Consider the following 15,862-nt stretch of genomic DNA (forward strand, 5'->3'; position numbering starts at 1 on the left):
AGAAGGAACCACACCATGAGCCATCTCAACGACTACCTCGCCGAGAAGCGCGCCGCCGTGCTGGCGCGCAATGCCGCTGTCGACGCGGGCAGCGCGCAGCCGCTGCAACTGAAGGCCAGCGTCAAGGCCGAGGGCCGCAGCGGCGTGCGCCGGCTGCGCATCCGCGACCACCAGGTCATCAGCGACAGCCCGCCGAACTTCGCGGGCTACGACCTCGGCCCGAGCTCGCCCGAGCTGCAGCTCGGCGTGCTCGGCACCTGCGTCACGCACATCTTCCTGATCCAGGCGGCCGAGCGCCAGGTGCCGCTCGAGAGCCTCGAGGTCGAGGTCACGGGCCTCATCGATCCGCGCGGCGGCAAGCCGGGCCACGAGAGCACGCCGATCTGGCCGCACCAGATCGGCTACACGGTGCACATCGATTCGCCCGCGAGCCGTGCCGAGATCGACGCGCTGTTCGAGGCAGTGGAGCGCAACTGCCCGATCCTCAACCTGCTGCGCAACCCGCAGACCATCCGCGCCGAGGTGAAGCTCGTGAACTCGAAGGCGCAGGCCGCCCACGCGCCGCAGGAAGCGGGCGATGCCGTCGCTGCTTGAGATCCGCGGCCTGGTGCGCCGCTTCGGCGGCCTCACGGCCGTGAACGCGATCGACCTGCACGTGGGCGAGGGCGAACTGCTCAGCGTGATCGGGCCCAACGGGGCCGGCAAGACCACGCTCTTCAACCTCGTGACCGGCCTGGACCGGCCCGACGAAGGGCAGGTGCTGTTCGAGGGGCGGGACATCACGGGCCTGCCCGCGCAGCAGCTCGCCGCGCGCGGGCTGGCGCGCACCTTCCAGCATGGGCGCGTGTTCGCCAACCTCTCGGTGCTCGACAACGTGCTGGTCGGCGCGCACACCCGGCTGCGCGCCGTGAAGCCGCGCGTGGGCGGCGTGCCGGGCCTGGGCGCGCTGGCCGAACTGGCGCTCGCGTTGGTGCAGCCCGCCGCCGTGCGGCGCGAGGAGGAGACGCTGCGCCGGGAGGCGCTCGAGATCGTCGCGCTGTTCGGCGAACGGCTGGCGCCGCGCGTCGATCACCCGGCCTACAGCCTCTCGTACGCCAACCGCCGCCGCGTGGAGATCGCGCGCGCGCTCGCGCTCCAGCCCCGGCTGCTGCTGCTCGACGAACCCACGGCCGGCATGAACGAGAGCGAGACCGCCGAGATGCTCGAGATCATCCGCGGCCTGAAGGCGCGCGGCCAGACCATCCTGCTGATCGAGCACAAGCTCGACCTCGTGATGCAGCTGTCGGACCGCGTGGCCGTGCTCGACGACGGCCGCAAGATCGCCGAGGGCCGGCCCGACGACGTGCGCAACGACCCCGCGGTGATCGAGGCCTACCTCGGCCACCGGCAGGTGGGGCAGGTGGGTCGGGCACGGCCCGAGGCGGTGCCCGCATGATCGCCACCGTCGCTCGCACGGGGCTGCCGCCGTCGCCGTTGTGGGGAGACGGCCGCGACGAGGACCATGCCGCGCCGGCCGTGCCGCCCGCTGGCCCCGCGGCCCGCACCACCGCTCATCCGCTGCTCCAGCTGCGCAAGGTCAACAGCTTCTACGGCCCGGTGCAGGCCCATTTCGACCTCGACATCGAGGTGCGCAAGGGCCAGATCGTGAGCCTGCTCGGCGGCAATGCCAGCGGCAAGTCGACCACCATGAAGATCGTGCTGGGCCTGCTCAAGCCGCGCTCGGGCGAGGTGCTGTTCGACGGCGTCTCGACGCTGGGCCTGAGCACGCCGCAGATCATTCGCCAGGGCATCGGCTCGGTGCCCGAGGCGCGCCGGCTGTTCCCCGCGATGACGGTGCGCGAGAACCTGCTGATGGGTGCCTACGCGCGCAACGACCGCCGCGCGGTGGCCGAGGACCTCGAGCGCATGCTCGAGCTGTTCCCGCGCGTGGCCGAGCGCATCGACTTCCAGGCCGGCACGCTCTCGGGCGGCGAGCAGCAGATGGTGGCGATGGCGCGCGCGCTCATGGGCCGCCCGCGGCTCATCTGCATGGACGAGCCGACCATGGGCCTGTCGCCGCTCTACGTCGACAAGGTGCTCGAGCTGATCGCGCGCATCAATGCCCAGGGCGTCTCGGTCTTCATGGTCGAGCAGAACGCCAGCCTCGCGCTGCGGATCGCGCACCACGGCTACGTGCTGCAGACCGGGCGCATCGTGCTCTCGGGCCCGGCCGCCGCGCTGCTCGACGACCCGCGCATCCGCGATGCCTACCTGGGCGGCGACGGCGCCGCGCGCACCGCCTCCTGAACCTCGCACACCCCCCACGGGAGTACACACGACCATGTCATTGAAACTCGACCACATCGTCATCGCGGTGCACGACCTCGAGAGCGCCATTGCCGACTACGCGGCGCTCGGCTTCCAGGTGCTGCGCGGCGGCGACCATCCGGGCCGCACCACGCACAACGCGCTGGTGGTGTTCCAGGACGGCAGCTACTTCGAGCTGATCGCCTGGCGCGCGCCCTCGCCCGGGGAGCGCTGGTGGCAATTGCTGCAGCGCCATGGCGAAGGCATCGTCGACTTCGCGCTGCTGCCGCGCAGCACCGCGGTCACCGTCGAGGAGGCCAGGGCGCGTAGCCTGGCGCTCGAGGGGCCGGTCGATGGCGGCCGCGTGCGCCCCGACGGCGAACGCCTGCGCTGGCAGATCGCGCGGCCCGCGACGGCCGACCTGCCTTTCCTGTGCGGCGACCTCACGCCGCGCGCGCTGCGCGTGCCCGAGGGCGACGCGCGCACGCATCCCAATGGCGCGCTCGGCGTCGCGAGCCTGGCGCTCGCGGTGCACGACCTCGACGCCACGCTCGAGCGCTACCGCGCGCTGCTCGGCGACGGGCATGGCGAGGTGGCGGTGCATATCGGCGAAGCCGTGGCGCTGCCGGGCAGCGGCGTGCGGCTGGCCGTGATCGCGCTCGGCGGCAGCGCGCTGGTGTTCTCGTCGCCGCGCGCCAGCGCGAAGACCGATGCCGCCACGCCGATCGGCCGCGCGGTGGAACAGCGGCTCAGCGCGCGCGGCGAGGGGCCGTATGCGCTGGTGCTGCACACCGCGGCCACGCCGTCGCCCGAGGCGCCGGATCTCGCGAAGACGCATGGCGCGCTGATCGAGTTCGCGCCGGCCGCGCGCGAAGGCGTCGCGCGGCGCGCATCGGCGCTCGACAGCCTCGTGGGCGGCTGAGGAGTGCCGGAGCGGGTCGCTTACTTGTCGGCGTGCTCGTCCTTGCCGTCTTCGGCGGACTCTTCCTCCGACTCCTCTTCTTCCTCTTCCGATTCCTCGAAGTACTCGGGGATCGGCTGCTCGGCCAGTGCCTTCGCGAGTTGCAGGCGGAACTCGGCCAGCGCCTTGGCCGACTTGGCGATGTCCTTGGCGCCCTGGTCGGCGATCTTCTCGACCAGCAGGGCCGGTTCTTCCGACAGGATGATCTCGATGTAGTGGTCGGCGAGTTCGGCGGCGGCGATGAGCTTGGCGTCGGTGGACATGCGGTGCTTTCGGTGAAGTGGAGAAAGACGCCATCGTGCGCAGCGAAGGTGACGCCGGCACTACACACGCCGGCGCGGGGGTGTCATGCGTGCGTCATCGGAAGCGGCGTCAATGCCCGGGTCCGCAACAAACCGGGCCGCGACGCGCGGCCTCGCGTCACGCCATGAATCCTGGCCATCCCGTCCACGTCCTGTTCCTCTGCAACAGCAACGCCGCGCGCAGCCTGATCGCCGAATCGCTGCTCGGCCAGCTCGGCCACGGCCGCTTCGTCGCGCATTCCGCGGGCCATGCGCCCACGGCCGACGGCCAGGCCGATCCGCGCACGCTCGAGGCGCTGCGTGGCGCGGGTCTGCCGACCGAAGGACTGCGCAGCAAGAGCTGGGAGGAATTCGGCACGGCCTCGGCCCCGCACATGGACCTCGTGGTCACGCTGTGCGACGAATCCGCGGGCGAGACCTGCCCGGTCTGGCCCGGCCAGCCCGCCTCGGCGCACTGGTCGCATCCCGATCCGCGCGCGCCGGGCAACGAGCTCGGCGACGACGCCTTCGTGCAAACCATGCATGCGATCCGCCGGCATGTGGAACTGCTGGTCAACCTGCCCGACGAGCGCATCGACCGGCTCGTGATCGAGGCCGAGGCCCGGCGGATCGGCAGCACCTGAGACGGACGGCTCAGCCTTGCCGCCCACCCCCCTTCGGCACGGGCTCGCGATGGTAGGTCGACCATTTCACGGTCAGGATGTCGGCCGCGATCTTGGCGGCGTTGACGCCCGCATAAGACTCCGAGGGATCGAACTCGAAGGCCTGCTGGTAGCGCACGACCTGCGCATAGTCCTGGTCGAAGACCATCGGCCCCGTGACCTCGGTGGGGTCGGTGCCGGCCGGCAGGGCCAGGAATTTCTGCGGGTCGGTGCTGCTTTGGTAGAGGTCGACGCTCAACTGGGTCATATGCTTGTCCTCGAGGTCTTCGTGAAGGGAATCCGGGCGGGTGCACGGAACGGTCCGGGTGGCGCGCGGGGCGCGGGAGCCCGGTGCCGAAAAAATAGTCACAGGCCTTCGGGGCCCGCGCAATCAGTCCATGCCTACACGCTGTCGCCCGGCCTGACACGGCGCCGTCGGCGCGACCAGGATTCAGGGCCGACGGTCCCTGGCCGGCAAGGCGAGGCGGCGCTGGCCTACAGGAAGCGGCGCCTGGAATCGATAGCGTCGTCCAGCGCGCGATCGGACCGCGCCATCACTTTCTCCCACCATCACGCTCACTGTTGAGGACCAAGCCATGCAAGACGACCGGGATGCCGCTTTCGCGGCTTGGGTGGGAGCGGAGGACGAGGCCCAGGCGGCCATCCACTGCCTGCACCAGCGCACGCGCGGAGGGCGCCTGAAGCCGGCGTCCACCGACATCGAGCAGATCGCGCGGCTGCGCAAGGAAGCCGATGTGCGCTTTGCTGCGCTGTGGGGCGGGCTCGGCACGCCCGCAACGATGCCCGCCGTCCGGCCGGAGGCGCTGCCCGTGACGCCGCGCGCGGAGCGACCGCAGCGCATCGTGGTGGGGCCGCGCATCGCGCCGCAGGGCGCGTCGCTGCCTTCGATCGCGGGCTGAGAACGGCAGGCGGAATCGGCCTCTGGCGGCCGATTCGCGTCACGGTGGCAGGAAGAGTCCTTCCCCCACGCAAAGCGCCATCTGTTCCTCGACGGCACTGCGAAAGACCTTCGCGGCCAGGCTGACCGGCCGCCCCTTGGCCACCGCGAGCATGCGGGCCACCGAGAAGCCGCGCACCGGCACGGCCACGAGGCCTTGCCAGATGCTCGAGGTTCGCACCACGGATTTCGGCAGCACGGCAACGCCGAGGTCCGCCCGAGTGAGTTGCGCGGCCCCTTCGTTGCCGTCGATCTGGATGACCGGCTGCATCACCCCGTGTTCGGTCTCGAGGCTGTGCCGCAGGCCCAGCGAAATGATGATCGGCAGCTTGCGCAGCTCGCGTGCGTGAACGCTCGAACGCGCGGCCAGCTTTGAGCCGGGAAGACAGAAGACCGCGATTTCCTGCCGCGCGAGCGGCGTGAAATGGACGTGCTCCTGGTTGCCGGGATTCGACACGATCGCCAGTTCGATGGTGCCGGCCGTCAGCCGATGCAATGCGTCGTCGGTGGGACTTTCCGTCAGCTCCAGCCGGACCTGCGGAAAGCGCTGGCGGAAGTCCAGCGCGAGGCGGCCGTGGATCGCCTGCCCGACCGTGGGCGCCGACGACATCCGCACCGTGCCGCGCACGTCGCGATGAAAGCCGCGCATGCCGCGGTTGAAGTTGGAGACGTCCAGGGTCGTGCTCTCCACCTCGCGCAGGATGAAGCGCGCGCGTTCCAGGAACATCAGGCCGCTGTCGGTGAGCTGCACCCCCGCGATGCTCCGGTGGAAGAGGGGGCCGCCCAGGTCTTCCTCGAGCAGGCGCATCTGTCGGCTGATCGCGGACTGCGCCACGTGCAATACCGCCGCGGCGGCACTGATGCTTCCCTTCTCCGCCACCGTCAGGAAGTAGCGCACCTGCCGCAGATCCATGTTTCGTCTCCAGAGCCGTTCCAGCTAAATTTTAGATGGATGGCAGCTGAAATCTCTTCTTTTGCGTTGGTATCAACCCCTCCAGAATTGCGCCTGCCGGACGGGGCGCGATCGCAGGGCCCGCCAGCCAGACAAGAAAGATGGAGACAAGGATGATCAAGACCGCGTTGCGTTGCGCAGCCCTGGCGCTGTCCGTGCTTGCACTGGGCACCCCGGCCCACGCCGACTATCCCGAGAAGCCCGTGCGCATCGTCGTGCCGTTCGCGGCCGGCGCGGGCGCGGACATGGCCTCGCGCTTCATGGCGGGCAAGCTCGCGCAACGCTGGGACCAGGGCACCGTGGTCGACAACCAGGTCGGGGCCAACAGCATCATCGGCGCGCAGCAGGTCGCCCGCGCACCCGCCGACGGCTACACGCTGCTGGTGCCCAACGACACCACGCTGGCGGCGAACCCGGCGCTGTACGCCAAGCTGCCCTATGACCCCCTCAGGGATTTCGCGCCGATCGCGCTGATCGGCGAAACCCCCTTCGTGCTGGTCGCGTCGCCCAGCCTCAAGGTGCGTTCGGTCAAGGAGCTGGTGGAGGCCGCCAAGGCCAGGCCCGGCGAGATCAACTTCAGCTCCAGCGGCGTCGCCAGCGCCCAGCATCTCCCGATGGAGATCCTGATGCGCAGCGCGGGCATCCGGATGCTGCACGTGCCTTACAAGGGCGCGGCGGAAGCCGCCACGGCGGTCGTGGGCGACCAGGTGCAGGTGATGTTCGCCGGCGTCTCGGCCGTGCTGCCGTTCCTGCAGTCGGGCCGGCTCGTGCCGCTGGCCGTCGGTACCTCGGAAAGGCTGGCCGTGCTGCCCAAGGTTCCGACCATGGCCGAGTCCGGCTTCCCGGGCTTCCGCTATGGCGCCTGGCTGGGCTTCGTGGCGCCGGCCGCCACGCCCGCGGCCATCGTGCAAAAGATCAACGCCGATGTCGGCGAGGTGCTGCGCCAGCCCGAGGCGCGCGAGCGGCTGCTGGCCATGGGTTTCCTGCCCGCGGCACCGGCCAGCCCGGAAGCCTTCCGCAAGCACATCGACGAGGAACAGGCGCGCTACGGCAAGTTCATCCGGGCGGCCGGCATCGAGCCGTCGCGCTGAGACCACCCACCCAAGAAGTTCAGGACACACAGAAAGCACCATGCGGATCATCGACCTCCAGGAAGCGGCTTTTCCGGTGCAGAGCACCATGCGCAACGCCGTGTTCTCCTTCGCCGAGATGACGACCTCGATCGTCGCGGTACGGCTGGACCCGGGCAGCGGCGCGACGCCGGTCACCGGCTACGCGTTCAACTCCACCGGCCGCTACGCCTGCGGGCAGCCGATGCGCGAGCGCTTCTTCCCGCGGCTGCTGCGGGCCCGGCCCGAGTCGCTGCTCGACGCCGATGGCGTGCTCGATCCGGCCAGGGCCGTGACGGCGATGCTCGTCGGCGAGAAGCCGGGCGGCCATGCCGAACGCTCGATCGCCATCGGCACCATAGAGACCGCGCTGTGGGATGCCATCGGCAAGGCGCAGGATCTCCCGACCGCGGAAGTGTTGGCGCGGCGCTATCGCGGCGGGACCATGCAGCGCAAGGTGTCCGTGTATGTGGGCGGCGGCTGGTACCGCCCGGGCGGCGTGCCGCGGGACGTGGCCGACGAGATCCGCGGCCACCAGGCCGCCGGCTACACCCACGTGAAGATCAAGGTGGGCGGCGCATCGCTCGACGAAGACCTGCGCCGGATCGATTGCGCGCTCGGCGTGCTGCCCGACAGCAGCCACCTCGCGGTCGATGCCAACTGCAAGTTCCAGCGCGACGAGGCGCTCGTCTATGCGAAGGCGCTGGCGTCGTACGACCTGCGCTGGTTCGAGGAGCCCTGCGATCCCAACGACTATGCGCTGATGGCCGAGCTGGCCTCGGTGTACGCGCCACCGCTCGCGGTCGGCGAGAACCTCTATGGCAACCAGGAGGTGACCAACCTCGTGCGCCTCGGTGGCTGGCGCAGCGAGAAGGACCTGATCCAGGTCGACCCGCCGCAGTCGTACGGCCTGCATGCCTTCGCCAGCATGGCGCTGGGGCTCGAGGCGCAGGGGTGGGGCGCAGGCAGCCATTTCCCGCACGGCGGCAACCAGATGTCGCTGGCGCTGGTGGCCGGCCTGGGCCTCGGCGGTTGCGAGGCCTATCCCGGCGTGTTCGGCTCCTTCGGCGGCTTCGCCGACGACACGCGGGTCGAGGACGGCTTCGTGCATCCGCCGCAGCGGCCCGGCATCGGCTTCGAGGGCCACGGCGCGCTGCATGCGCTGATGAGCTCGGTCGGCGCCGGGCTGAAAACCTCCTGATCGATCTCCTTCCTCTCGCAAGCCCATGAACTTCGTCACCTTCCATACCGACTCCGATCCGGCGCCCCGCCTGGGCGCGGTCGTCGATGGCGCCATCGTCACCCTGCCCGGTGACATGGTGGCCCTTTGCAGCCGCGGCGCGGCCGGCTTCGCCGCCGCCGCGCAGGAGGCCGCTTCCGCGCCCGCCACGGCCCGCATTCCGTTCGGCAGCGCCAAGCTGCTGCCCGTGGTGCCACGGCCCGGCAAGATCATCTGCCTGGGGCTCAACTACGCGGACCACGCCGCCGAAGGCGGCAACCAGCGGCCCGACTACCCCAGCTTCTTCCTGCGCGGCGCGTCTTCCCTCGTGGCGCATGGCGCGGCGATCCAGCGGCCGCGCGTCTCGAGCCACCTCGATTTCGAGGCCGAGCTGGCCGTGGTGATCGGCAGGACCTCGCGCCACCTGAGCGAAGCCGATGCGCTCGAGGCCGTGGCCGGCTATGCCTGCTTCAACGACGCCACCTTGCGCGACTACCAGCGCAGGACGGCGCAATGGACCATCGGCAAGAACTTCGACGCCACCGGCGCCCTCGGGCCCTGGCTGGTGCCCGCGTCCGAACTGCCGCCCGGTGCCGCGGGGCTGAAGATCGAGTCGCGCCTCAACGGCACGGTCATGCAGAGCAGCAACACCGCGCGGATGCTGTTCCCCGTGGCCGAAACGCTGTGCCTGCTCACCGAGGCGCTCACGCTCGAGCCGGGCGACGTGATCGTGATGGGCACGCCCGCGGGCGTCGGCTATGCGCGCAAGCCGCCCGTGTGGATGAAGGCCGGCGACACCATCGAGATCGAGATCGAAGGCATCGGCGTGCTGTCGAACCCCGTGGAGAACGAGGCGCAGCCATGATCTTCGAGCTCAGGACCTACACCGCCGAACCCGGGCGCGCTGCCGACTTCCTGAAGCTCTACGAGCGCATGGCGCTTCCGCTGCAGAACAAGTACCTGGGAGGCCTCGTCGGCTTCTACGTCAGCGAGATCGGCCCGCTCAACCAGATCGTGCACCTGTGGCGATTCGCGAGTCTGGCCGACCGCGAGCAACGGCGCTCGGCCATGGAGGCCGATCCGGCCTGGCAGGAATACAGGGCGCGCTCGAAGGAACTGGGCGCGCTGCGGCAGCAGGAGTCGCAGATCCTGAAACCGACTTCGTTCTCGCCCCGCTAGCGGCACCTTGAAGAAAAATCCGGAGACTAAGCAATGAGCAACATCAATCGCAGGACCCTCCTCAGCGCCGTGCTCGGCAGCGCGCTGCCGGCGATGGCCCAGCCCGCCAAGTCCGACGTCCTGCGCATCGTCGTTCCCTTTCCCGCCGGATCCGGCATGGACGTCACCGGACGGCTGATGGCGCACACCCTCGAGACCACGAGCGGGCGCACCGTCATCATCGACAACAAGCCCGGCGCGGGCGCGGTGATCGGATCGCTGGACGTGTCGCGCTCCAGGCCCGATGGCAACACGGTGCTGCTGAACTCCGCGGGCCACACGACCAACGCGGTGCTCTACAAGAACCTGCCCTTCGACTCGAAGTCGGACTTCACGCCCATCACCCGCTTCGCCACCTACTACGGCTGGGCCCTGCTTGTGGGCGCGAACTCGCGCTTCAAGACCCTGCAGCAGTTCATCGATGCCGCGAAGGCATCGCCGGGCAAGCTCACCATCGCGAACTCGGGCCTGGGCAATCCCACGCACATCATGGCCTCGCTGTTCTGCAAGAACGCCGGCGTGGACCTGGTCCATGTCCCGTACAAGGGCGCGCCCAGCAACGACCTGGTCTCGGGCGTCGTCGATTGCACCTTCCTCGCGCCGGTCTCCGCGCAAGGCTGGATCCAGGGCAGGCAGATGCGCGCGCTGGGGCTCTCGGGCAGCGTGCGCTCGCCGATCGTTCCCGACACGCCCACCTTTGCCGAGCTCGGGCTGGACGTGCCCGACATCCCCGCCTGGTCGGGCATCTGGGGGCCGAAGAACATGAACGAAGCCACGGCCAATTCGCTGCACGCCATGTTCGCCAGGCTCGGCCAGGACCCGAAGTACCGCCAGTACATCCAGGACGGCGGCGGCGTGCTCGAGGCGACGGCGCCGCGCGATTTCAAGGCCTTCGTCGATGCCGAGATCGATCGCTTCGCCAGGATCCTGCCGCCGCTGGGCATCCAGATCAGTTGAGTTTCAGAAGGAAAGATCACCATGAACCAAGCGAACCCGAACCGCGCCGACGGCGCGCTCTCCAACGACATGCCCGAGGCCGTCCATGCCGACGGCATGCGCATCCTCTGGGATGTGCCGATCCCGATGAGCGATGGCGTCGTGCTGCGCGCCGACGTCTTCCTCCCGCAGGAGCCCGGCCGTCATGCGGCCCTGATCTCCTACGGCGCCTACGGCAAGGGCGTGCCCATGCAGGTGGGCTACAAGAGCGCGTACGACCGCATGGTGCGCGACTTCCCCGACATCGCCGAAGGCTCGTCGAACAAGTACATGAACTGGGAGGTCGTCGATCCCGAGAAGTGGGTGCCGGACGGCTTCATCTGCATCCGCGTCGACAGCCGCGGTGCGGGCCGCTCGCCGGGCGTGCTCGACCCGACCTCGGAACAGGAGACGAAGGACATCTACGAATGCATCGAATGGGCGGCGGCACAGCCCTGGAGCAACGGCAAAATCGGGATGAACGGCATCTCGTACTACGCGAGCAACCAGTGGTACGTGGCCGCGCTGCGGCCTCCTCACCTCGCCGCCATCTGCGTTTGGGAAGGCTTCGTCGACCGCTATCGGGACGCCGCCCGGCACGGCGGCATCTATTCGCAGTTCGGCGAAGGCTGGTACGAGCGCCAGGTGCTGCGCATCCAGCACGGCTATGGCGAGCGCGGCGCGCGCAATCCGAACAACGGCGAGCTGGTCTGCGGCCCGCAAACGCTGTCGGACGAGGAACTGGCGGCGAACCGCGCGCCCAAGATGGCGAACGAGTCGCTGAACCGCCCGCTCGACGACGCGTTCTACTCCTCGCGCAAGCCCGATGTGAGCCGCATCGAGGTGCCCCTGCTGTCGGCCGCGAACTGGGGTGGCATGGGCGTGCATCCGCGCGGCAATTTCGAGGGCTACCTGGACGCGGGCTCGAGCCAGAAGTGGCTGGAGGTGCATGGCAACAGCCACTTCAGCCCTTTCTACCGGGCCGAGGGCGTCTCGTTGCAGAAGCGCTTTCTTGCTCACTTCCTGCAGGGCAAGGACACGGGCTGGGACCGCCAGCCGCCGGTGCAACTGCAGATTCGCCGGCCGGGCGAGCACTTCACGATCCGCGACGAGCAGGAATGGCCGCTGGCCCGCACGCAGTGGACGAAGTACTACCTCGAGCCCGCCCGCCGCACCCTGGGCACCACGCCGGCCACCGGCGCCAGCATCGCCTACCAGGCGATGGGCGAAGGGCTCATGTTCAAGCTGCCGCCGGCCAGGGAGGAGATCGAGATCACCGGCCCGATCGCGGCGCGGCTCGTGGTGTCTTCCAGGACCGCGGATGCTGACCTCTTCCTGGCGCTGCGTCTGTTCGCGCTGGACGGCAAGGAAGTCCTGTTCGTCGGCTCCAACGATCCGCGCGTGCCGATCGCGCTGGGATGGCTGCGCGCCTCGCACCGCAAGCTCGATGCGGCGAAGTCGCTGCCTTACCGCCCGTACCACACGCACGACGAGCTGCAGCCGCTCGTGCCGGGCGAGCCGGTCGTGCTCGACATCGAGATCCTGCCGACCTCCATCGTGATTCCGCCGGGCTACACGCTGGCCCTCAACGTCCGCGGCTGCGACTACGACCACGGACTCGGCGATGCCGGCTTCTCGGACCAGCCCTATCCGATGACGGGCGTCGGCCCGTTCCGCCACGCGAATCCGCAGGACCGGCCGCCCGAGGTCTTCGGCGGCGAGAACACGCTGCACTTCGACCAGGGCAACGAGCCCTTCATCCTGTTGCCCATCATTCCCGCCAAGGGTGCTTGAGCCCGCTGGATCGCAAGAGCGCGGACGCGACATGACGGATGCCGACGACGCCTTCGTTCCCGGGCGCTGCACCAGCGCCGACCGCGTCATGTGGATCACGAAGGACCGTCTCTTCTATGCCGGCCTTCTCGGAGCCCGAAGCCTGCACACGCAAGGGGCCCTCGTCGCGTACGTCGCGATCGATGGCCGGCTGCGCGTGCGGCTCGAAGGGGGCGAGTGGCAATCGACCGAAGTCGCGATCGTCCAGCCTTACGTGCCCTACGAGATCGCCTGCGAGGGCCGCAACGTGCTCATCGTGCTGATCGAGCCCGAGACGGTCGACGCGAGCGCGCTGCCGCCGCTGCTGCGCCTGTGCGGCGCGGTACATGCACCCGACTTCGCGGCGCATGTGCGCGAGGTCCATCGCCGGCTGGCTTCGCAAGGCGGCGCGCTCGACCTGCGCCCGTGCGATTTCGACTCGAGCTTCTTCGGCGCGGCCTTGCCCGCGCGCGCGCTCGACCAGCGCATCGCGAGCGTGCTGGAGCGCATCAAGGCCGATCCGACCGGTGCCGTCGCCTCCGACGAGTGCGCTTCGCGCGTGAACCTGTCGATCTCGCGCTTCCGGCATCTGTTCAAGGAAGAGGTGGGCATTCCGTTTCGCAACGTGCGGGCCTGGAAGCGGGCCCGCAGCCTGCTGCACCACGTGCACACGGACGCAAGCCTGGTCGACGTCGCGCTCGACATCGGCTATCCCGATTCGACGCATTTCAGCCATTCGATCCGCCAGGTCTACGGGCTCAAGCCCCGGGACATCATCGCGGGCTCACGCAAGCTGCGCATCATCGCGCAGGCGCTCTAGCCATCGGCCTTCGACCTGGCGTCGAACACGCCAGCCGTTCGGCGCAAGACGGCCATCTCTCACCGCAAGAAGATGGGGCACGATGATCGAAACACCTCCACTCCCTCACTACTTCAGCGCAGAGCATGAAGACTTCCGATCGACGCTGCGCGAATTCGTCGACCGGGAGATCGTCCCTTTCGCGAACGACTGGGACGAGGCCGAAACCTTTCCTCGCGAGCTCTATCGCAAGTTCGGTGCCTTGGGTGCCCTCGGCATCGGCTACGACGAAGCGCTCGGCGGCACGGCGGCCGACATCTTCCATTACCTCGTCGCGATCGAAGAGGTGGCGCGCGCGGGTTGCGGTGGCGTGCAGGCTTCGCTGCTGTCGCACACCATCGGCCTGCCACCCGTGGCCGCGCATGGCAGCGAAGCACTCAAGCGCCGTGTCGTGCCGCCCGTGCTCGCCGGCGACAAGATCGCCGCGCTGGCGGTCACCGAGCCCGGCGGCGGTTCCGATGTCGCGTCGCTCAAATGCTCCGCGCGGCGCGAGGGCGACCACTATGTGCTGAACGGCGAGAAGACCTTCATCACCTCCGGCATGCGCGCCGACTTCATCACCGTCGCCGTGCGCACCGATGCCGGCTCGAAGGGCGCCGCGGGCGTGTCGGCCCTGCTGGTCGATGCCGATACGCCCGGGCTCACCCGCACGCCGCTCAAGAAGATGGGCTGGTGGTGCTCCGACACCGCGCATCTGCATTTCGGCGGCGTGCGCGTGCCGGTCGGTAATCTCCTGGGCACCGAGCACCAGGGCTTCAAGGTCTTCATGACCAACTTCAACAGCGAGCGGCTGTCGATGTCGGCCGCTGCCTGTGCCTTCGCGCAGGCCTGTCTCGACGAGGCCCTGGCCTGGGCGCGCGACCGGGTCACCTTCGGACAGCCGCTCGCGCAGCGGCAGGTCATTCGCCACAAGCTCGTGGACATGGCGTTGAAGATCGACGCGGCCCGCGCGCTGGTCTACGAGCTGGCGTGGCGGCTCGAGCACCGGCATGGCGATCCCGAGCAACTGGTGGCGCGCGCCTGCATGGCGAAGATCCTCTCGACGCAGGCCATGCAGTTCTGCGCGGACCAGGCGGTGCAGATCCTCGGCGGCATGGGCTTCATGCGTGGCACCCGCTCCGAGCGCATCTATCGCGAAGCCAAGGTGATGATGATCGGCGGCGGTTCCGAGGAAATCCTCAAGGACCTGGCGGCCCGGCAGCTGGGCATCTGAAGCGCCGCGCCATGAATGACAGGATCGACCTCGGCGACCTGCTGGACGCCTCGCCCGTGCGGCGCGGCCATGTGCTCACGGTGGCCACGCTGTTCCTCGTGCTGCTGATCGACGGCTACGACCTGGCGGTGACCGGCCAGATGCTGCCCGCCATCGCATCGACGCTCGGCGTGCCGACCGCCAGCTTGACCGGCGCGTTCGCGTTGCAGCCCATGGGGCAGGCGATCGGTGGCCTGCTGCTGTCGCCGCTGGCCGACCACTTCGGCCGCAAGCGCATGCTGATCGCACTGCTGGCACTGTTCTCGGTCGCCACCTTGCAGAGCGTGTTCGCCGGCTCGATCGCCACCTTCGGGGCGACACGCTTCATCGCCGGCATGCTGGGCGGCGGCCTGCTGCCCGCGGCCGCCAGCCTGGTGGCCGACATCTCGTCCGTCAAGCGCCGCTCGACCATGGTGGGCATCGTCTATGCCGGCGTGGCCATCGGCGCCGTGGGCGCCAGCGGGCTCGTGGCTCTCGCGCTCGACCGCATCGGCTGGCAGGGCATGTACCTGATCGGCGCATTGGCGCCGCTGCTGATGATCCTGCCGATCGTGCTGTGGATGCCGGAGTCGCCGCTGCACCTGGCGCGCACCGGCGCACAGCCGACCGACATCTTCAAGGCGCTGCGCAAGCTGGGCATCGTCGTGGATGCGAGCTCCAGGCTTCGCGTACCGCAGCGGCGAACCGGCGCGCGCATCTCGATCATCGAGATCTTCGGCGACCGCCGCGCACTCTTCACCGCGGTGCTCTGGTTCTCCTGCATCTGCGGCCAGGTCGCCGTGAACCTGTTCGGCATCGGCGCGGCCTTCTTCCATGAATTCGCGCGCGTGCCGGTCGCCAGCTATGCGGCCTACGCATCGATGGCCGGGCTGGCATCCATCGCCGCCGGCCTGTCGACGGGCTTCGTGATCGACCGCTTCGGGCGCTATTCCGTGACCGCCGTGTATGCGCTGCTGGGCGCGCTGTCGCTGGCCGGGCTCGGCCTGTTCCCGTTCGGCACCGCGGGCTTCATTGCCACGATCGTCAGCGCCGGCTTCTTCGTCGTCGGCACCTACCAGTCGCTCAACATCATCACGCCCATCGTCTATCCGGCCACGCTGCGCAGCGCCGCGGTCGGCTGGAAGGGGGCGGTCTCTCGCTTCGGCAGCAGTGCCGCGCCGCTGATCGCCGCGGCGCTGCTGGCGCAACAGATGGGCGTGAAGGTCGCCATGTGTGCCGCCGCGGCACCGTTGCTGATCGTGGTGCTGCTGGCACCGGTGCTGGCCGTGCTGGAGCGCCGGATGCGATCTGCCCACTCCTTGTGATAGCGATAGGAAAA

The 15,862-nt window shown here is 69.3% G+C and carries 18 protein-coding genes; 15 read left to right on the plus strand and 3 right to left on the minus strand.

Annotated features, from left to right (window positions below):
- The first annotated feature begins 15 nt into the window (after nucleotides 1-15).
- Genes KV106_RS12245 through KV106_RS12260 form a run of 4 tightly spaced genes read left to right on the plus strand, consistent with a single transcriptional unit; the run spans nucleotide 16 to nucleotide 3,208 of the window.
- A complete protein-coding gene (locus KV106_RS12245; RefSeq protein ID WP_261210543.1) occupies nucleotides 16-594 on the plus strand; it encodes an OsmC family protein in 579 nt (192 codons plus the stop codon).
- A complete protein-coding gene (locus tag KV106_RS12250; RefSeq protein WP_057592630.1) occupies nucleotides 578-1,435 on the plus strand; it encodes an ABC transporter ATP-binding protein in 858 nt (285 codons plus the stop codon). Before KV106_RS12245 ends, KV106_RS12250 begins: the two co-directional genes overlap by 17 nt.
- The gene (locus KV106_RS12255; RefSeq protein WP_261210544.1) at nucleotides 1,432-2,286 is read left to right on the plus strand and encodes an ABC transporter ATP-binding protein; all 855 of its coding nucleotides are present in this window, start codon (nucleotides 1,432-1,434) and stop codon (nucleotides 2,284-2,286) included. The genes KV106_RS12250 and KV106_RS12255 overlap by 4 nt, the downstream gene beginning before the upstream one ends.
- Before the next feature lie 34 nt (nucleotides 2,287-2,320).
- Complete coding sequence (locus KV106_RS12260) at nucleotides 2,321-3,208, plus strand: VOC family protein (RefSeq protein WP_261210545.1); 888 nt, start codon at nucleotides 2,321-2,323, stop codon at nucleotides 3,206-3,208.
- A 20-nt stretch (nucleotides 3,209-3,228) separates the two neighbouring features.
- On the opposite strand, the gene KV106_RS12265 is transcribed toward KV106_RS12260, so the two are convergent.
- Entirely contained in the window at nucleotides 3,229-3,510 is a 282-nt protein-coding gene (locus KV106_RS12265; RefSeq protein WP_261210546.1) for a hypothetical protein, read from the minus strand.
- A gap of 164 nt (nucleotides 3,511-3,674) precedes the next feature.
- On the opposite strand from KV106_RS12265, the gene KV106_RS12270 reads away from it, so the two are divergent.
- Nucleotides 3,675-4,172: an arsenate reductase ArsC gene (locus KV106_RS12270; protein ID WP_261210547.1), complete on the plus strand. Its 498-nt coding sequence runs from the start codon at nucleotides 3,675-3,677 to the stop codon at nucleotides 4,170-4,172.
- Nucleotides 4,173-4,182: 10 nt separating this feature from the next.
- Here KV106_RS12270 and KV106_RS12275 read toward each other — a convergent pair whose 3' ends face one another.
- The gene (locus KV106_RS12275; protein WP_057592633.1) at nucleotides 4,183-4,458 is read right to left on the minus strand and encodes a hypothetical protein; all 276 of its coding nucleotides are present in this window, start codon (nucleotides 4,456-4,458) and stop codon (nucleotides 4,183-4,185) included.
- Nucleotides 4,459-4,786: 328 nt separating this feature from the next.
- On the opposite strand from KV106_RS12275, the gene KV106_RS12280 reads away from it, so the two are divergent.
- Nucleotides 4,787-5,110, plus strand: coding sequence for a hypothetical protein (locus KV106_RS12280; RefSeq protein WP_261210548.1), 324 nt, complete (start codon nucleotides 4,787-4,789; stop codon nucleotides 5,108-5,110).
- A 39-nt stretch (nucleotides 5,111-5,149) separates the two neighbouring features.
- Here the strand turns inward: KV106_RS12280 and KV106_RS12285 are convergent, their stop codons facing one another.
- On the minus strand, nucleotides 5,150-6,061 hold the full coding sequence (locus KV106_RS12285; protein WP_057592635.1) for a LysR family transcriptional regulator: 912 nt from the start codon (nucleotides 6,059-6,061) through the stop codon (nucleotides 5,150-5,152).
- 152 nt (nucleotides 6,062-6,213) lie between these two features.
- On the opposite strand from KV106_RS12285, the gene KV106_RS12290 reads away from it, so the two are divergent.
- From KV106_RS12290 to KV106_RS12330, 9 genes are all read left to right on the plus strand, one after another.
- Nucleotides 6,214-7,191: a Bug family tripartite tricarboxylate transporter substrate binding protein gene (locus KV106_RS12290; RefSeq protein WP_057592636.1), complete on the plus strand. Its 978-nt coding sequence runs from the start codon at nucleotides 6,214-6,216 to the stop codon at nucleotides 7,189-7,191.
- Nucleotides 7,192-7,231: 40 nt separating this feature from the next.
- Nucleotides 7,232-8,410: an enolase C-terminal domain-like protein gene (locus KV106_RS12295; protein WP_261210549.1), complete on the plus strand. Its 1,179-nt coding sequence runs from the start codon at nucleotides 7,232-7,234 to the stop codon at nucleotides 8,408-8,410.
- A 25-nt stretch (nucleotides 8,411-8,435) separates the two neighbouring features.
- Nucleotides 8,436-9,293 carry a fumarylacetoacetate hydrolase family protein gene (locus KV106_RS12300; RefSeq protein WP_261210550.1) on the plus strand — a complete coding sequence of 286 codons (858 nt, stop codon included), beginning with the start codon at nucleotides 8,436-8,438 and terminating at the stop codon, nucleotides 9,291-9,293.
- Nucleotides 9,290-9,607 carry an NIPSNAP family protein gene (locus KV106_RS12305; protein ID WP_261210551.1) on the plus strand — a complete coding sequence of 106 codons (318 nt, stop codon included), beginning with the start codon at nucleotides 9,290-9,292 and terminating at the stop codon, nucleotides 9,605-9,607. The genes KV106_RS12300 and KV106_RS12305 overlap by 4 nt, the downstream gene beginning before the upstream one ends.
- 33 nt (nucleotides 9,608-9,640) lie before the next feature.
- Nucleotides 9,641-10,603 carry a Bug family tripartite tricarboxylate transporter substrate binding protein gene (locus tag KV106_RS12310; protein WP_261210552.1) on the plus strand — a complete coding sequence of 321 codons (963 nt, stop codon included), beginning with the start codon at nucleotides 9,641-9,643 and terminating at the stop codon, nucleotides 10,601-10,603.
- 21 nt (nucleotides 10,604-10,624) lie between these two features.
- Nucleotides 10,625-12,415 carry a CocE/NonD family hydrolase gene (locus KV106_RS12315; protein ID WP_261210553.1) on the plus strand — a complete coding sequence of 597 codons (1,791 nt, stop codon included), beginning with the start codon at nucleotides 10,625-10,627 and terminating at the stop codon, nucleotides 12,413-12,415.
- A gap of 31 nt (nucleotides 12,416-12,446) precedes the next feature.
- Nucleotides 12,447-13,253, plus strand: coding sequence for a helix-turn-helix transcriptional regulator (locus KV106_RS12320; protein WP_261210554.1), 807 nt, complete (start codon nucleotides 12,447-12,449; stop codon nucleotides 13,251-13,253).
- A gap of 82 nt (nucleotides 13,254-13,335) precedes the next feature.
- Nucleotides 13,336-14,505, plus strand: a complete 1,170-nt coding sequence (locus KV106_RS12325) for an acyl-CoA dehydrogenase family protein (protein WP_261210555.1) — start codon at nucleotides 13,336-13,338, stop codon at nucleotides 14,503-14,505.
- Nucleotides 14,506-14,516: 11 nt separating this feature from the next.
- Complete coding sequence (locus KV106_RS12330) at nucleotides 14,517-15,848, plus strand: MFS transporter (protein ID WP_261210556.1); 1,332 nt, start codon at nucleotides 14,517-14,519, stop codon at nucleotides 15,846-15,848.
- Nucleotides 15,849-15,862: the final 14 nt, after the last annotated feature.

Origin of the sequence: Variovorax endophyticus (assembly GCF_025376855.1) — a bacterium.
Lineage (GTDB): Bacteria > Pseudomonadota > Gammaproteobacteria > Burkholderiales > Burkholderiaceae_C > Variovorax.

Excerpts from the sequence above, each read along its gene's own strand:
- KV106_RS12245 (WP_261210543.1), top strand. The coding sequence starts at position 16 with ATGAGCCATCTCAACGACTACCTCGCCGAGAAGCGCGCCGCCGTGCTG.
- KV106_RS12250 (WP_057592630.1), top strand. The coding sequence starts at position 578 with ATGCCGTCGCTGCTTGAGATCCGCGGCCTGGTGCGCCGCTTCGGCGGC.
- KV106_RS12255 (WP_261210544.1), top strand. The coding sequence starts at position 1,432 with ATGATCGCCACCGTCGCTCGCACGGGGCTGCCGCCGTCGCCGTTGTGG.
- KV106_RS12260 (WP_261210545.1), top strand. The coding sequence starts at position 2,321 with ATGTCATTGAAACTCGACCACATCGTCATCGCGGTGCACGACCTCGAG.
- KV106_RS12265 (WP_261210546.1), bottom strand. The coding sequence starts at position 3,510 with ATGTCCACCGACGCCAAGCTCATCGCCGCCGCCGAACTCGCCGACCAC.
- KV106_RS12270 (WP_261210547.1), top strand. The coding sequence starts at position 3,675 with ATGAATCCTGGCCATCCCGTCCACGTCCTGTTCCTCTGCAACAGCAAC.
- KV106_RS12275 (WP_057592633.1), bottom strand. The coding sequence starts at position 4,458 with ATGACCCAGTTGAGCGTCGACCTCTACCAAAGCAGCACCGACCCGCAG.
- KV106_RS12280 (WP_261210548.1), top strand. The coding sequence starts at position 4,787 with ATGCAAGACGACCGGGATGCCGCTTTCGCGGCTTGGGTGGGAGCGGAG.
- KV106_RS12285 (WP_057592635.1), bottom strand. The coding sequence starts at position 6,061 with ATGGATCTGCGGCAGGTGCGCTACTTCCTGACGGTGGCGGAGAAGGGA.
- KV106_RS12290 (WP_057592636.1), top strand. The coding sequence starts at position 6,214 with ATGATCAAGACCGCGTTGCGTTGCGCAGCCCTGGCGCTGTCCGTGCTT.
- KV106_RS12295 (WP_261210549.1), top strand. The coding sequence starts at position 7,232 with ATGCGGATCATCGACCTCCAGGAAGCGGCTTTTCCGGTGCAGAGCACC.
- KV106_RS12300 (WP_261210550.1), top strand. The coding sequence starts at position 8,436 with ATGAACTTCGTCACCTTCCATACCGACTCCGATCCGGCGCCCCGCCTG.
- KV106_RS12305 (WP_261210551.1), top strand. The coding sequence starts at position 9,290 with ATGATCTTCGAGCTCAGGACCTACACCGCCGAACCCGGGCGCGCTGCC.
- KV106_RS12310 (WP_261210552.1), top strand. The coding sequence starts at position 9,641 with ATGAGCAACATCAATCGCAGGACCCTCCTCAGCGCCGTGCTCGGCAGC.
- KV106_RS12315 (WP_261210553.1), top strand. The coding sequence starts at position 10,625 with ATGAACCAAGCGAACCCGAACCGCGCCGACGGCGCGCTCTCCAACGAC.
- KV106_RS12320 (WP_261210554.1), top strand. The coding sequence starts at position 12,447 with ATGACGGATGCCGACGACGCCTTCGTTCCCGGGCGCTGCACCAGCGCC.
- KV106_RS12325 (WP_261210555.1), top strand. The coding sequence starts at position 13,336 with ATGATCGAAACACCTCCACTCCCTCACTACTTCAGCGCAGAGCATGAA.
- KV106_RS12330 (WP_261210556.1), top strand. The coding sequence starts at position 14,517 with ATGAATGACAGGATCGACCTCGGCGACCTGCTGGACGCCTCGCCCGTG.